The sequence below is a fragment of the Arcicella rigui genome (assembly GCF_034929435.1).
GTDB classification, from domain to species: Bacteria; Bacteroidota; Bacteroidia; order Cytophagales; family Spirosomataceae; genus Arcicella; species Arcicella rigui.
In genome coordinates, this window is sequence record NZ_JAYFUM010000003.1 from 167,984 (window position 1) to 184,326 (window position 16,343).

The window sequence follows — 16,343 nt, forward strand, 5'->3', positions numbered from 1 at the left end:
TGAATTGTCTATGTTTTAAGATTTGAGTAGTACAACAATTTATTTTCTTTCGATAGCTTTTAATTTGTTTTTAGCCTCCGCTATGATTTCAGGGTCTGGATGATTATTAATGATTGAATTCAAGGTTGCTTTCGCTTGAATCACATTATCCATACGTACAAAATTATCTGAAAGTAATAAATAGGCTTTGCCAACAATTTTTGGAGCAGCATCAGCAAAATCATTTCTGAATTTTGAAATAATCATATCTACTGACTCTTTGTATCTTCTTTGTAAATGTAAAATCTGTGCAATAGAATACTGTGCTTCTGCTCCATTATTGTCTTTGGCAAGTGCAATGGTTTGATTGAAGTACTCGATTGCCTTTGCATAGTCGCCTTTGTCCATCAAGATTTTTCCAGAATACAGATTAGCTCTGCTTTTTGCTCCAATTACTAAATCTGGCGTATTGGCTACTTCTTTGGCATAATAAAGCGTAGAATCTGTTCGCTGAATTTTATAATAAGACTCCATCAAACCTAATAAAGCTGTTTGTTGTTCTTTTTTATCTGCCACATAATTCAAAATTCTACGATAATGAGTAATGGCATTTTTGAAATCATTTGATTCAAATTCAATAACTGAAGCTTGTATCAAAGCTCTATTCACAAATTTGTACTTGTTATCAGCAATTACTTGATTGTAATAATTAAGGGCTTGTGGTCTATTTCCTTGTTTGAAATAAGCCTCCGCAATTAAATATTTTGCTTCATACGATTCTACACTTATAGGATTTTTTCTGATGTATTCTCTTAAAGCCTCAATAGCTTTATCGTATTTTTCAGCATAAAATAATTTTGTGGCAGTTTCGTACTCCATGCCCATCACCGATTGGTCTGTTGGATTTACCTTTTGATATTCTCCAAGAATGTTGGTAAACTCATCTGGTCTTCCTACTTCACTGAGGGTTTCTTGTAAACCTGTCAATGCTTCTTTACTTTCTGGTGAAGTTGGATAATTTCTTAGAATGTTTTTATAATCAGTAATGGCATACTCTAAATTATTGGTATTACTGAAGGCAATAGCTCTTTTTAGAAGTGATTTAGGAACAAGTGGACTTTGGGATTTATTATTGATTAACTGAGTAAATCGTGAAATGGCAGCCGTATAATTTCCAGCAATGAATTCAAGATTGGCTTCTTGGAAAATCGCATTATCAAAATATAATGACTCTGGGAAACTCATTTGCAAAGCTTGGAATGAAGCTTTCGCAGCCTTAGAATCCCCTTTGGCAATTAATACCAAACCTTTTTGGTACATGGCATAATCTCTATCGGTTTTACTTCCATCAATCGCTCGGTTATAAGCATTGATGGCATCATCATATTTTCTGGTTGCAAAATAAGTATCTCCCAAACGTACAAGGGCATCTTGATAAGCCTGTGTTCCGGGCATTCCTTTCATGCTTTCTGCATAATCTTTAAATACTTTGTTGGCTCTATCAAAATCTTGAATATTATAATAGCAGTAAGCCAAAGCATATTTACTTTTTGCTTGTAATTCTTTTAAACTTAAAGTAGTAGGGTCGTTGGTATTAATTAATGAAATATATAGTGGAATGGCTTCTCTGAACTGTGACTGTGCCGAGAATGATTCTGCTTTCCAGAAAATTGCGGCATATTTGGTTTCAGGATTTTCTGGAGTAATCAAAGACTTTTCAAAGTAAGGTCTTGCATCGTTGTATTTCTCTTCATTATAAAACTTCACGGCTTGATTAAAGGCAATACGCTGATAAGCGGTATTGATTCTTGGTGAACGTTTTTTCAAAGATTCAATGTATTGTAAAGCCGCTTGGTAATTGTTAGAGAACAAATAGGCTTCGCTAATCAATTCATTGGTTTCATCCTCATATCTTGGATTTGGATATTTCTGCAAATAAGCTTCCAAGGCTATTACGGCTTCGCTCCCTCTTTGTAAGTCTAAGAGTACTTTGCCGTAATTAAAATCTGCATCCTCGGTTACAACTTTATTAAAATTGGTTTTACGAGCTTGGTCAAACGCTCCTAAAGCATAGTTAGGATTATTGGCTTTCAAATAACAAATCCCTAAAATAAAGGCAGCGTATTGTCCTAAAGTGTCACCTGAAGCAGCTACATTTTTAAGTTGTTCACTTGCTGGGCCGTATTGTTCAGTTTTATATAAGCTGTACCCGTATCGATAAGCGACACTTGGCAACATTCCCTGCGACTTATAATTTTTGTAAGTATTATAGTAGAAGGCAGCTTTGGTATAATTCCCTTGTTGAAAATAAACCTCGGCTGTCAGTAATGCTACTTCATCTAATTTTCTGCCTGAATTTTTCTCTTTCAATAAAGCCTCAGTATAAACCAACATTTCAGCAAACTTTCCTTGCTTGTAATAGCTGTGTGCTAACCAACTGGGTACTTCTGAACGATAAACAGATGAAAGTTCAGCTTCTTTGAAATCGTAAATGGCATCATCATAGTTTTTCAATTTGAAATTAATTACCCCCGCATAATAAAATGATGCTGGCGAATAAGTACCTCTGGCTTGTTTTACATTATTAAAGACTGCTAATGCTTCATAGTAGTTTTGCAAAGTATAATGTGAAATGGCTAAACGAAACTGTGCCTCCTCGTTATTCTTTGGGCTTTTTGATAAGTAATCTATCGCTCTGGCATAATCCCCTTGGTCATAAAAGTAATTCCCGATTTCTGTAAATAGCGTTGCGGTAATCGGATGCTCTGGATGATTTTTTACAAATCGGCTCGCTAATAATTCTGTATCCGTAAAATTCAAATACAAACTACACATCACCATGTAGTACTCTGCCATGATGATATTGGAATCGTCTTTTTCAAGAAAACTACGATTGGCTTCCAAAAAGACACTCATTTCTACTCGGCAAGCCTCATAATTCCGTGCTTCAAAATATTCTTGCCCGTTGCGAAAATGCAGCGAAATTTCGGTGTTGTTTAAGGTACTCTGTGCTGAAAGCTCAGTGTGGGAAATAATAGTCAGTAAAAAAAACGTTGGGATTACTAACGAAGCTAATCTTTTCATTAGAGATGATTTTAAGGGTGTTTTATCTGCTACAAAAAAGACTTTCTCTTTTTAAGCATGAAAATAATTTGTGAAACAAGCAATGGATTGTTACTTTTGACAGTAGTGAATAGGTACTGGAACATGATGCTTTTGTAATATATGAATAAAATTATCATCTGAACAGACCATTTACGACATAAAGTATCATTTAATTTTTAAACGTTCATAACAAACATTAAATTATGAAAAAAAAATCAATATTAGCGGTATTTCTCCTCTTTAGCCAATTTTTATGGGCACAAACCCCTCCAACTCATCCCAAAATTCATTATTCACTTTCAATGGAACAAGCTCCAACTCACTATTTTGATGTAGTGGTGAAAGTTTCTAACCTTGATGCCAAAACTAAAAGCTTGGGCTACCTTGATTTAAAAATGGCTGTTTGGACTCCCGGTTCTTATTTAGTAAGAGAATATGCCAAAAATGTTGAAAGTTTGAACGCTTCAAATGGTTCTACAACTTTAAAGTCGGACAAAATTAATAAAAATACTTGGCGTGTATGGTTTTCTAATTCAACCAATGAGTTTTCGGTCAAGTACAAAGTTTATGCTTATGAACTTTCAGTAAGAACTTCTTTCTTGGATGATTCTCATGGTTACTTGAATCCTGCGAGTGTATTTTTATATGTGAACGAACTTAAAAATTTCCCTTCAACGCTTACGATTACGCCTTATAAAGGTTGGAATACAATTTCAACGGCTTTAAAAGCTTTGGGTAATAATACTTTTGAAGCAGAAAATTTAGATGTTTTGATTGACTCTCCTATCGAAATCGGTACACAAAAAGTACTTTCTTTTGATTTGAATGGTATTCCTCATAAAATCGCTATGTATGGCGAAGCTCAGTTCGACGAAGCTAAAGTAACGGCTGATTTCAAAAAAGTGTGTGAAGCAGCTCTTTCAGTAGTGGACGAACACCCTTGTAAAGATTATACTTTCTTGATTCATAACCTTTCTGCGGGTGGTGGCGGATTAGAACACCTCAATTCTACTACTTGCCAAACTTCTCGTACTGTTTATACTGATGCTAAAAGATACCAAGGTTTTTTAAGCCTAATTGCTCACGAATATTTTCACTTGTGGAATGTTAAACGTATTCGTCCAAAAGCACTTGGCCCTTTCGATTACGAAAACGAAAATTATACGCATTTACTTTGGTTCTCGGAAGGTTGTACCAGTTTCTACCAAAGCTATATTTTACGCCGTGCGAACCTGATGACGCCAGAAGATTATTTAAATACTTACGCTGCGGAAATAAATACAATTGAAAACCAACCGGGAAATAAAGTACAATCGGTAGCGGAATCGAGCTGGGATGCTTGGATAAAGTATTATCGTCCGAACGAAAACTCTCGTAATAGTACCGTTTCTTACTATGATAAAGGAGCTGTATTGGGCGGTGTACTCAATTTGATGATTCTTCAGTCAACCAATGGAGCAAAAAATCTGGATGATGTGATGAAATCTTTGTACGATGAGTACTACAAAAAACAAGGACGAGGCTTTACGGATGAAGAATTCCAGAAAACTGTTGAGAAAGTAGCTGGCAAAAATTTGAATGATTTTTTCCAAAAATATATTTTCGGCACAGAAACAATTCCTTATAATACTTACTTGTCGGCTGTGGGTATGCGTTTAGTTGATAAAAATGCTGAAAAGAATGACCCATATATTGGTGCAGAATTCAGAGCAGGGGGTTTAAGAATTACTTCAATCATTAAAGATTCTCCTGCCTATAACGATGGACTAAACATTGGCGATGAAATACTTCAAATCGATGGTATTAACTGCAATAAAACTGATGACCTTTTAAAAGCCATTAGCGGTAAAAAAATCGGAGATGTGATTTCTTTCAAAGTAAAAAGAGATGGTTTAGAAAAAACTTACTTGGTGAACTTACAAAGAAACCCTACCAAAAATTTTGTAATTGAAGCACTTCCTTCACAAACCCCAGAGCAATTAGCCCTTTATAAAAAGTGGTTGTATTTATAGTAATAGTGATTGGTAATTAGAGATTGGTGATTAGTTTTCAATATCCTGAAAATCAATTATTTATTCTTAAAAAACAAAAAGCTTGGAATTATCTTCCAAGCTTTTTGTTTTTTAAGAAATTACAAAATCGTAAATCCTCAATCACAAATCCCAAATTAATAGTCTCCCATTAATTCGCCTAAATCCTCATACATTTCTTTAAAACGTTGTATGATTTTCTGAATAAACTCCTCTGTTACCATCGCTCTCACTTCGGCTTCCGAAACGTCCATTTCTGAAATTTTATATACTTGTTCTAAATCTGCTGTCTCGAATTTTACAAAAAACTTTGCATTCCATTTATACAATGAAATTTTTAAGTCGGGACTCGAACCTTCTAATTCACCAATAAAATACATCTTCTTGTGATTAGGTTAACTAAGCTTGTTCTTCGATAATCGTAATTTTCTGAATTTTATCTCCTTGACGGATTGCGTCAATTACTTCTAATCCTTCTACTACTTTACCGAAACATGTATGGTTACGGTCGAGGTGAGCAGTATTTTTACGGCTATGGCAGATAAAAAACTGAGAACCACCAGTATTTCTACCACGGTGAGCCATTGACAAAACACCACGGTCATGGTATTGATTTCCGCCTGTTAATTCACATGGAATGCTATACCCAGGACCACCACCACCTGTACCCGTTGGGTCGCCACCTTGAATCACGAAATCAGGAATTACTCTGTGGAAAGTAACGCCATCATAAAAACCACTTTTTGATAAATCAACAAAGTTTTTTACGTGAATTGGAGCGTCTTGCTCAAAAAATTCTATTACCATCAAACCTTTATCGGTTAGCATTTCGGCTTTAATCATTGTAATGTTTTTTAAATTTTGTAAACTAATAGCCTACAAAATTAAGGACAAATATGCGAATGTCATTACGCTCAGAAAAATTTGAGCAAATTTTGATAGCCAAGAGCCGATTAAAGTAAGATGTAGAGATTCCTTTGAACAAAATAGCGTAATTTTGTCTTTTAACTGAAACACAAATCTCCATTGATACCATTACCAAAGACTAATTCTCCATTTTTCGTGAAAACAAAATCAATACTCTTCCTTATCCTCTGTTTGTTAGTAGCTGCCTGTGGTGCTGATAAAAAAGAAGAAGCCATCAAATTTTTCAAAAGAGGCAATTACAAATTAAAAGACAAAGAATATCAAGAAGCCATTCATTGGTTTGATGAAGCCATCATCAAAGACCCAAAATTTGCAGATGCTTACAACAACAGAGCGTTGGCATATCAGCAATTAGATTTGTTGGATGAAGCCATCGAAAATTTTAACCAAGCCATCGATTTGGATAAAAAGTACTGGGAAGCTTATTATAATCGTTCGGAAGTATTTTTTCAAAAAGGGGATTTTTCAAATGCTTTGTCGGATTTAGAAAAAATTGCAGTTCCTTTTAAAGATTCTGCTTTCTATTTCGTGAGTTTAGGCAATGTAAAAGTCCAGTTGAATAATACCGCTGGAGCAACTGCCGATTACGAAAAGGCAATTAGAATTGACCCTAAAAATGCTGAGGCTTACACCAATCACGGTTTTATTTTCTTTGAAAATAAACAATATGATTTGGCAAAAAAGGATTTTCAGAAAGCTATTTCCTTAAATCCCAAACAAGATTTTGCTCTTAACAATTTGGCATTTATTCTTTCAGAGCAACAACTTTACTCAGAAGCTAAAATCTATGCAGAAAAAGCCTTGGCTATAAAACCTACGGATGCCATTTACTTGAATAATTATGGCAATATTTTATTGCAATTGGGTGAATTGGCAAAAGCCAAAGAATACTTAGAGCGTTCGCTCAGAATAAATCCTAATAATGCTTACACGCTTAGAAACTTAGGGTATTATTTTCAAAAAATGGGCAACGAAGCTGAGGCAAACAAAAACTTTGATGCTGCCAAAAAATTAGATGATTCTATTGAAATAAAATGAGTGATTAAGTAATTACAAGATTGAGTAATTGAACATTATGAAAATTACTCAATCTTGTATTATAATCAATTAAAAACACTAATCACTACTTATTAATACACAAAGCCTTCTTTAAACTTCTTGAATACTTCTGTATTATTCACCGCATTTGTTTCTATTTCTATCAACTTCGCTTTTCCTTCTTTACTACAAAATGCTTCGATGGATGCTGATAATTTTTCAATATTATCCACAAAAAAGTATTCTAAATTGGCTTCTTGGGCTGTTGTATCCGCTTTGTAAGATTGTACGGTTTCAAAATAATCATTCAATTCGGCTTGTTTACTTGGGCCATCAATCATTCTAAAAATTCCGCCACCATGATTATTCAACAAGATAATTCTCAAATTATCAGGCACATAACGATTCCACAGGGCATTTCTATCATAAAAAAAGGCCAGGTCGCCCACCAATAAATAAACCAATTTATCTGTCGTAAGAGCCGCACCTAAAGCCGTACTCACACAGCCATCTATGCCACTTGTTCCTCTATTCGCAAATACTTCAATCTTTTTGTTTGCAGACACTGTCAAGTAATTGGCATAACGTACCGACATAGAATTCGCCAAATGCAACTGACTATTCGGACAAAGTGCGTCCATGATTTGCTTGATGGCATAAAATTCATTCAAAGAGACTTGATGAAAACTTTCACTAAAAAAGTTTTCAATATAAACATTGGCTTTGGTTTCAGCTTTCTGCCAAGTATTCAAATATTCGCCATCTCTTTCTTCTTCATCCCCGTTTTTGAATTGACGAAAGTCTAATTCTTCCAACATTTTTTTGAAAAAGTACAAAGGCTCTACGGCTAATACTTGCGTCAGGGATTGAAAAGTATCAATTAAATGCTCGTTCAAACTCAAATGCCAATGCTCAATTGCCTTGTGTTTTCTCAAGTATGTTTTAAAACTCTTTGAAATGAATGATTTTCCGAAAGTAATCAATAATTCAGGTGCTAATTCAGCATCGGCTTTTGGCAAAAAAGTATCATGCTTACTAATGGCTTCAAAAGATAAATTACTGATAATATCGCCTAAAACAGGAATTTGAAACTCTGCTTGAATTTTTGCTAATACTTCCGAAAGTTCGGGCTGGTAATCATCTTGTCCGCCAGCAATCAAAATATTATCGTACTGCTCTATTTTTTGTAATAATTCAGCCCAAACTTCAGTCGATAATATAGCCTCGGTTTTCGTTCTTTCGATAATTCTAACATTTCTATCAAACTCGACAACCTCATTTTCAAGTGGATAAAACGGCTCACGCAAAGGAATATTAATATGAACTGGGCCTTTTGGAAAAGTATTTGCCAAATTAACGGCTTGGTTTACCGTTCTTTCAATATGCCAGATAGCGTCTGGATGACTATAATCTGCTCCTATTTCAAAACTTTTCTTGACGTGTTTTCCAAAAATATCGGTTTGATAAATGGTTTGTCCATCGTGTTGATGAATCCATTCTTTAGGTCGGTCTGCGGTTAAAACAATCAGGGGAATTTCCAAAAAGAAAGCTTCTGCCACCGCTGGGGCATAATTATAGGCTGCCGAACCAGAAGTACAACAAATTGCCACGGCTTCTTTGCTACTTTGAGCCATGCCCATAGCGATAAAAGCTGCCGAACGTTCATCTGAAATCGAAAAAGTTTGAATATCCGGATGACGAGCCAAAGCAATTGTTAAAGGAGCATTTCTTGAACCGGGAGAAATAATAGCACGCTTTAGCCCTTTCTTTGAAAGGATTGCTACCAAATTAACGATGGGTTGTAAAAGCATAAATACTCAGAGATTAGTAAAAGCTTAGTGCAATTGAAAAAGAAAAAGCGTAATCAATTGAAAAACAATTAATTACGCTTTTAAAAAGTAGCGGGAAGCAGGATCGAACTGCCGACCTTAGGGTTATGAATCCTACGCTCTAACCATCTGAGCTATCCCGCTGTCGTATTGTGGTGCAAAAGTACGGAAATAGTTTTCTACTAACAAATCTTTTCTCAAAAAACTTTTCATCTTTTTAAAAATAGATTTCAACAAGAAAAAAAATGAAAAAATATTTTTGCGGTAAATCACTGACAATCAATAAAAACAAAAAAGCTTTTTCACAAATTTTCTGAAAGTAAAAAAAAATGCTTGCGTATTTCTTTAACATTTATACCTTTGCCAATACAGAGTTTCGGAAGTCTATTACTCAATAATCTTTACTGTTAGTTTACTGAGTAACCAATACCTTTAAAATATTTATGAATATGAGCAAACATAAATTTGTCGTTGAATTTGAATTGAGAGCATCTCCAAAGGTACTATTCCCTTACATAAGTTCGGCTTCGGGCCTACAACAGTGGTTTGCAGAAAAAGTAACACTCAAGGATAGCTCTACTTTTGATTTTTCTTGGGATGGCGACAGCCATATTGCCAAATTATCACAATTACGTTTAAATAAATCAGCAAAGTTTGATTTTATCCCTTCAAATCCAGACGATAGAGATCATAACTATATTGAATTTAAAATGGAGGTAAGTGATTTAACGGGCTCTACTTATTTAAAAATTGTAGATTATTCTGAAAATACAGATGACAATGAACTACAAGAATTGTGGGAAGACCTCATTTATAAATTAAAAGAGATTGTTGGGAATTAAAGTTTTTTAACATCTTTCATAAATCCTAATTATTTATTTTTGCGTTTAATTAAAAACGCACGACGCTCGTGTTTTTCAGAAAATACGAGCGTTTTACTTATCAAGCATGATAAAGAAAATTGATAAACTGATTCTTAATGCCTTTTGGCAACCTTTTGTAATGACCTTGGCCGTGGTCATTTTCATTTTTTTAATGAGGCTTATTCTTGCCTATTTTGCCGACCTCTTTGGAAAAGATTTGGGCGTAGAAGTATATCTTGAATTGTTTTTCTACTTTAGTCTCATTACCATTCCTATTGCTTTGCCTTTGGCAATGCTTCTTTCGACACTGATGACCTATGGAAAATTGGGAGAATTTTTTGAGCTAACGGCCATCAAAAGTGCGGGAATTTCTATGACTCGTGCTATGCAACCCATGTTTATCGTGGCGGTACTCATCAGTATTTTTGCATTTTGGTTCAATAACGTGGCTTTGCCTTGGGCAAACTTAAAAGGTTATCGACTTTTGTATGATATAAAAACTACCAAAACTACACTCAATATCAAAGAGGGTATTTTTTATAATGATTTGCCCGGTTACAGCATAAAAGTTGCTAAGAAGTATCCTGATAATAAAACTCTCAAGAATGTCATCATTTTTGACCATACCAAAAATGACGGCGATAAGCACGTTACTTTGGCAGATTCGGCTCTGATGTACACCATCATGGATAAACAATATTTAATATTTGAGCTTTTTAATGGCAATGATTATGTGGAAGATGCCGACAGAACATCTAATAATAATCAGACTGATTTGGCGGCTCATAATTTTAGAAAAAGTAAAGTAGTCATGAGCTTGGCGGCTTTTGATATGCACAAAACTGAAGAAGAGCAGTTTAAGCATTATCAAATGATGAGAAGTTTTAGTGAATTGGCTAATGATTCGGATTCACTTAAAAGAGATTATAATAAACTGAGAGAAAATTTCTATGAAAACTCAAGGTCTTATTATATCTATGAAATGAATAAACTCCCCCAAGTACTTAATGAGGAGCAGAAAAAATTATTCAAAACTAAAAATAGTACGATTGATTCGCTGATTAAAAAAAGAGACACCCGAACAGCCAATCCATTCCAGAACATTGACTTTGCTATTTCTCAAACGAATAATGTACTAAGTTATGTGGAAAATAATATTTCAGCCTTAGCCACAAAAGGTGAAGATTTTAGAAAAACAGATTTGGAATGGCATCATAAATTTACGAATGCTATTGCTGTGTTTGTGATGTTTTTAATTGGAGCACCACTCGGAGGGATTATCAAAAAAGGAGGATTTGGTATGCCCGTAGTAATTGCTATTTTCTTTTTTATCTTGATGTATGTAATGACCCAGCAAGGCGATAAAGCAGCCAAAGAAAGTAGAGTAATTGTGCAGATTGGAGCTTGGGCTTCCAATACTGTTCTTTTCTTGATAGGTTTATATTTTCTGAGTAAAGCCAAAAATGATTCAAGGCTCTTTGAAAGCGATGTTTACATTATTTATTTCAATCAATTGAAAGAAAAACTCAATAAAACTAAGATTTATAAGTTATTATTCAACAATTAGTAGAATAGATTTGTGAATGGCATAAAAAAACATTACTTTTGCACGTTTTCATATTTTATAACATTTTAAAACTGGTTGAAGATGTACTTAACTTCAGAAGTAAAGCAGGAGATTTTCGAATCTCGTGGACATGAGAAGTCAAAAATTGATACTGGTTCTGCAGAGTCTCAAATAGCTTTGTTTACTTTCAGAATCTCTCATTTGACAGAACACTTAAAGAAAAATAAAAAAGACCACTCTACTCGTATGGGTCTTTTGAAGTTGGTTGGTAAGCGTAGAAGTTTGTTGGATTATTTAATCAAAACAGATATTGCTCGTTACCGTGCTATCATTGCTGAACTCGGCATCAGAAAGTAATTCACTTTGCAAAGCAGGGAGTCTTGAAAAAGATTCCCTGCTTACATTTTCCTCTCTTTGGGTAATCGTCAATTTTATTGTAGTTCGTCAGAAAAGGAGTTTCTCTAAAACAATTTTAACGATAAATTGATTATTGACGAACAGAGAATTAACGAAGCAACATCCAACTAAAACCTTTTACATTCAGTGAAGCATCAAATGCAAAGGGTAATCAATCAAAAACTATGTCTTTTAACGTAATTACGAAAAAAATAACAATGCCCGATGGTAAAGAGATTACCATCGAAACAGGTAAACTCGCAAAACAGGCAGATGGCTCTGTGGTTGTGAGAAGCGGAAACATGATGCTTTTGGCAACGGTAGTATCCAGTACAACCGTAAAAGAAGGAACTGACTTTTTGCCACTTTCAGTTGATTATCAAGAAAAATTTGCTTCGGCTGGTAAAATCCCAGGAGGTTTCTTACGTCGTGAATCAAGACTTTCTGACTACGAGATTTTAGTAAGCCGTTTGGTTGACAGAGCTCTACGTCCTACGTTCCCATCTGATTATCACGCAGATACACAGGTAATGATTACAATGATTTCGGCTGATGCTGAAGTTACTCCTGATGCTTTTGCAGGTTTAGCCGCAGCCGCTTGTTTGGCAGTGTCGGATATTCCTTTCAACGGACCAATTTCTGAAGTACGTGTTGCCAAAATTAATGGAGAGTTTGTCATCAACCCTTTATCTTCTCAAATTCCTTCTGCTGATTTAGAATTATTAGTTGCGGCTAATATGAATGATATTTTGATGGTAGAAGGTGAAGGAAATGAAATTTCTGAGGCTGATATGTTAACAGCTTTGAAAATTGCTCATGATGCTATCAAAATTCAGTGTGCAGCTTTAATCGAATTAACAGCTGAAACTGGTAAAACTGAGAAAAGAGTTTATAATCATGAAACTCATGATGAAGAATTGAAAAAATACCTTTGGGATACTTATTTTACCAAATTTTACGAAGCGGTAAAATTAGCTAACCCAAGCAAAAGTGGTCGTAAAGAAACTTTCAAAGCTATTGAAGAAGAGTACTTTGCTTCATTGCCAGAAGATACAACTGTCAATAAAACTTTGGCAAAATGGTACTTCCACGATATTGAAAAAGAAGCGGCTCGTCAATTGGTATTAAACGAACGTTATCGTTTGGATGGTCGTAAATTAGATGAAATTCGTCAAATTACTTGTGAAGTAGATTACTTACCTTCTCCACACGGTTCGGCAGTATTTACTCGTGGCGAAACGCAATCACTTACCACAGTAACATTAGGTACAAAATTAGATGAGCAAATTGTTGACCAAGCAATGACATCTGGTTATAACCGTTTTATGTTACACTACAACTTCCCAGGATTCTCAACAGGTGAAGTAAAACCAAACAGAGGTCCGGGTCGTCGTGAAATTGGTCATGGTAATTTAGCCATGCGTGCTATTAAAAAAGTACTTCCTCCTGACGCAGATAATCCATATACTATTCGTGTAGTTTCTGATATTTTAGAATCAAACGGTTCGTCTTCAATGGCAACAGTTTGTGCAGGTACTTTAGCCTTGATGGATGCTGGTGTAAAAATCAAAGCTCCTGTTTCAGGTATTGCGATGGGTTTAATTTCGGATGCAACAACTGGAAAATATGCGGTTCTTTCAGATATCTTAGGCGATGAAGACCATTTAGGTGATATGGACTTCAAAGTTACTGGTACTGAAAACGGTATTACGGCTTGCCAAATGGATATTAAAGTAGATGGACTTTCTTATGAAGTTTTAGCAGAAGCTTTAGACCAAGCAAAACGTGGACGTTTGCATATTTTAGGTAAAATGAAGGAAGCGATTGAAACTTCAAGACCTGAAATGAAACCTCATACACCAAGAGCGATGGTTATCAAAATCTTGAAAGACCAAATTGGTGCGGTAATCGGGCCGGGTGGTAAAATTGTTCAAGATATTCAAAAGCAATCTGGTGCTACGGTAACTATTGAAGAAAAACCTGATGGTGGTTATGTTTCGATTTTCTCTTCAAACAAAGAGTCGATGGACAAAGCCGTTGCGATGGTAAAAGGTATTGTAATGATTCCTGAAGAAGGTGAAGTTTATGATGGTACTGTAAAATCAATTATGCCTTTCGGAGCATTTGTTGAGTTCTTACCGGGTAAAGATGGTTTACTACACATTTCTGAAATCAAATGGGAACGTTTAGAAACCGTTGATGGAGTTTTACAAATCGGTGAGAAAATCAAAGTAAAATTGATTGAAATTGATAAGAAAACTGGCAAATTCCGTTTATCACGCAAAGTACTTTTACCAAAACCAGAAAAGAATTAGAACAAATCCAAATCTTCTGACGTTATTTAAATAACGATTATAAATATTTCTTTACCAAACGATTATATTCTGAACATTTTGTCTTTATATAATTGTTTGGTTTTTACGTTAGGATTTGTTAACCAATTTAATAATATAACAAGTATAATATGAGACAGCTAAAAATTAGTAAGCAAATTACTAACAGAGAGAGTCAATCCCTTGATAAATATTTACAGGAGATTGGTAAGGTGGATTTGTTGACACCAGAGGAGGAGGTTATTTTAGCTCAAAAAATTCGTGATGGAGACCAACTTTCTTTAGAAAGACTAACGAAAGCAAACCTTCGTTTTGTGGTATCCGTAGCAAAACAGTATCAAAATCAAGGACTTAGTTTAGGAGATTTAATTAATGAAGGAAATTTAGGTTTGATTAAAGCGGCTCAACGCTTTGATGAAACTCGTGGTTTTAAATTTATTTCTTATGCCGTTTGGTGGATTCGTCAATCGATTTTGCAAGCTTTAGCTGAGCAGTCTCGTATTGTGCGTTTGCCTTTAAACCGTGTAGGTTCGTTAAATAAAATTTCAAAAACTTTTTCTGAGTTAGAACAAAAATTTGAGCGTGAGCCTACTCCAGAAGAATTAGCTGAAGTATTAGAAATTTCAACTGGTGAAGTAGTAGATACTTTGAAGATTTCGGGTCGTCATGTTTCTATGGATGCTCCATTCGTACAAGGTGAAGAAAACTCTTTGTTGGACGTTTTAGAAAATGATGGTGAAGATAAACCAGATTCTGGACTTATCAATGATTCTCTTCGCCGTGAAGTACAAAGAGCTTTGTCAACTTTAACACAACGTGAAGCGGATGTTGTTACTTTGTATTTTGGATTGAATGGTGAACATGCGATGACTTTAGAGGAAATTGGAGAGAAATTCAATTTGACTCGTGAACGTGTTCGTCAAATCAAAGAAAAAGCAATTCGTCGTTTGAGACATACTTCAAGAAGTAAAGCTTTGAAAACTTATCTTGGATAGTTTTTGACATTGGGATTTAAGACTAAAGGACTTAATGACTTTAGACTGAAAGACTTGAAGACTTTAGGATTATTAGATTTAACCTATAAGTCCCTTAGTCTTCAAGTCTTTTAGTGATTAAGTCCTTCGTTTTTTTAGTCTTTTCAAATCATAAGGTCATTAAGTCTTCCAATCTTTAAGTCCTTTAGTCCTTCTTGTATCTAACAACTTCTACCCCAAATTTTTTCAAAAATTCAACTCCTTCGTCTTTAGGAATTCCTTTGTATTCAGCATAAGAATTCAAATAAACTACTTTGGCAACTTTCATTGTATAGATTACCCTTGCACAAGCGATACAAGGTGAAAGCGTTACATAAATAGTTGAACCTTCGATACTTGAGCCATTTTTTACAGCATACAAAATAGCATTTTGTTCGGCATGAAGAGCCAAAGAACAACTTCCTTTTGAATCTCTTTCACAACCTTCTCTTGGGAATTCTATATCACAATTGTGCGTTCCTGCGGGTGGGCCATTATAGCCAATCGAAATAATTCTTGTATCTTTTGTCAATACCGCTCCTACTTGAGCTTTCACACAATGCGAACGCTGTGCAAGATTGACAGCCAAATCCATGAAAATATCATCAAAAGCTGGTTTCTGCATTCTTTTTGAGTTTATGAATTTATGGATTTAAAGTTTATAAGTAAATAAATTAAACTCATAAACTTTAAATCCATGAACTATTAATGATGTACTCCGCCATCGCCATGCACGTGACCATGGTCTAATTCAGAAGGAGTAGCTTCTCTAACAGCTACAATTGTTCCTTTGAAAAACATTTCTTTATCAACCAAAGGATGATTAAAATCCATTCTTACAAAAGTATCTTGAACATCAATAATTCTGCCATTCAAACGATTACCAGCATCGTCAGTCATTGGTAAAACATTACCAATTTCAAGCATTTCTTCTACGTATTCGCCATCAACTTTAAAAATTTCTTTTGGAAGTTCTACAACTGCTGCTGGGTCGTACTCGCCATATCCTTCTTCGGCAGGAATTGAAAACTCAAATCCATCACCAGCCGAAAGTCCTTGAATTTTTTCTTCAAAGGCTTCTGGTAAACCGCTTAATCCATGAATAAAGACCATCGGTTCGTCTTGCTCAACGGTTTCAATTAATTCTTTTTGGCCTTCAGCATCAGTGACTGTTAGCTCATACACCAAGGTAACAACCTTTTCATTTGAAATTTGCATTGTACTAAGTTTTTGATAGTGTTTTCGTTGAGGATTCTCTATTTG

At 34.9% G+C, this 16,343-nt stretch carries 13 protein-coding genes and 1 tRNA gene; 7 read left to right on the forward strand and 7 right to left on the reverse strand.

The genetic code is table 11. The features are described from left to right. Positions 1–39 precede the first annotated feature (39 nt). Entirely contained in the window at positions 40–3,063 is a 3,024-nt protein-coding gene (locus VB248_RS02955; protein WP_323295241.1) for a tetratricopeptide repeat protein, read from the reverse strand. Between the two features lie 224 nt (positions 3,064–3,287). Here VB248_RS02955 and VB248_RS02960 point away from each other — a divergent pair, with 224 nt between their 5' ends. Next, complete coding sequence (locus VB248_RS02960; RefSeq protein WP_323295242.1) at positions 3,288–5,096, forward strand: M61 family metallopeptidase; 1,809 nt, start codon at positions 3,288–3,290, stop codon at positions 5,094–5,096. 155 nt (positions 5,097–5,251) lie between these two features. Here VB248_RS02960 and VB248_RS02965 read toward each other — a convergent pair whose 3' ends face one another. Both VB248_RS02965 and VB248_RS02970 read right to left on the reverse strand, forming a co-directional pair. Next, complete coding sequence (locus VB248_RS02965; protein ID WP_323295243.1) at positions 5,252–5,494, reverse strand: hypothetical protein; 243 nt, start codon at positions 5,492–5,494, stop codon at positions 5,252–5,254. Positions 5,495–5,513: 19 nt separating this feature from the next. Beyond that, a complete protein-coding gene (locus tag VB248_RS02970; protein WP_323295244.1) occupies positions 5,514–5,957 on the reverse strand; it encodes a peptidylprolyl isomerase in 444 nt (147 codons plus the stop codon). A 219-nt stretch (positions 5,958–6,176) separates the two neighbouring features. Here VB248_RS02970 and VB248_RS02975 point away from each other — a divergent pair, with 219 nt between their 5' ends. Beyond that, entirely contained in the window at positions 6,177–7,079 is a 903-nt protein-coding gene (locus VB248_RS02975) for a tetratricopeptide repeat protein (RefSeq protein ID WP_323295245.1), read from the forward strand. 92 nt (positions 7,080–7,171) lie between these two features. Here the strand turns inward: VB248_RS02975 and menD are convergent, their stop codons facing one another. After that, complete coding sequence (menD, locus tag VB248_RS02980; RefSeq protein ID WP_323295246.1) at positions 7,172–8,890, reverse strand: 2-succinyl-5-enolpyruvyl-6-hydroxy-3-cyclohexene-1-carboxylic-acid synthase; 1,719 nt, start codon at positions 8,888–8,890, stop codon at positions 7,172–7,174. A gap of 88 nt (positions 8,891–8,978) precedes the next feature. Further along, a tRNA-Met gene (locus VB248_RS02985) sits at positions 8,979–9,052 on the reverse strand. Between the two features lie 305 nt (positions 9,053–9,357). Here VB248_RS02985 and VB248_RS02990 point away from each other — a divergent pair. The 5 genes from VB248_RS02990 (at position 9,358) to VB248_RS03010 (ending at position 15,062) form a co-directional block, all read left to right on the forward strand. Then, positions 9,358–9,750 (forward strand): START-like domain-containing protein, encoded by a 393-nt coding sequence (locus VB248_RS02990; protein ID WP_323295247.1) that lies wholly within the window; start codon positions 9,358–9,360, stop codon positions 9,748–9,750. 106 nt (positions 9,751–9,856) lie between these two features. After that, on the forward strand, positions 9,857–11,338 hold the full coding sequence (locus VB248_RS02995) for an LptF/LptG family permease (protein ID WP_323295248.1): 1,482 nt from the start codon (positions 9,857–9,859) through the stop codon (positions 11,336–11,338). Positions 11,339–11,419: 81 nt separating this feature from the next. Further along, on the forward strand, positions 11,420–11,695 hold the full coding sequence (gene rpsO / locus VB248_RS03000; protein ID WP_323295249.1) for a 30S ribosomal protein S15: 276 nt from the start codon (positions 11,420–11,422) through the stop codon (positions 11,693–11,695). A 224-nt stretch (positions 11,696–11,919) separates the two neighbouring features. Further along, entirely contained in the window at positions 11,920–14,049 is a 2,130-nt protein-coding gene (pnp, locus tag VB248_RS03005; RefSeq protein ID WP_323295250.1) for a polyribonucleotide nucleotidyltransferase, read from the forward strand. A gap of 149 nt (positions 14,050–14,198) precedes the next feature. Beyond that, positions 14,199–15,062 carry a sigma-70 family RNA polymerase sigma factor gene (locus VB248_RS03010; protein ID WP_109744482.1) on the forward strand — a complete coding sequence of 288 codons (864 nt, stop codon included), beginning with the start codon at positions 14,199–14,201 and terminating at the stop codon, positions 15,060–15,062. Positions 15,063–15,246: 184 nt separating this feature from the next. Here the strand turns inward: VB248_RS03010 and VB248_RS03015 are convergent, their stop codons facing one another. After that, positions 15,247–15,705 carry a deoxycytidylate deaminase gene (locus VB248_RS03015; protein WP_323295251.1) on the reverse strand — a complete coding sequence of 153 codons (459 nt, stop codon included), beginning with the start codon at positions 15,703–15,705 and terminating at the stop codon, positions 15,247–15,249. An 80-nt stretch (positions 15,706–15,785) separates the two neighbouring features. Beyond that, positions 15,786–16,298, reverse strand: a complete 513-nt coding sequence (locus VB248_RS03020) for an FKBP-type peptidyl-prolyl cis-trans isomerase (RefSeq protein ID WP_323295252.1) — start codon at positions 16,296–16,298, stop codon at positions 15,786–15,788. Positions 16,299–16,343 lie beyond the last annotated feature (45 nt).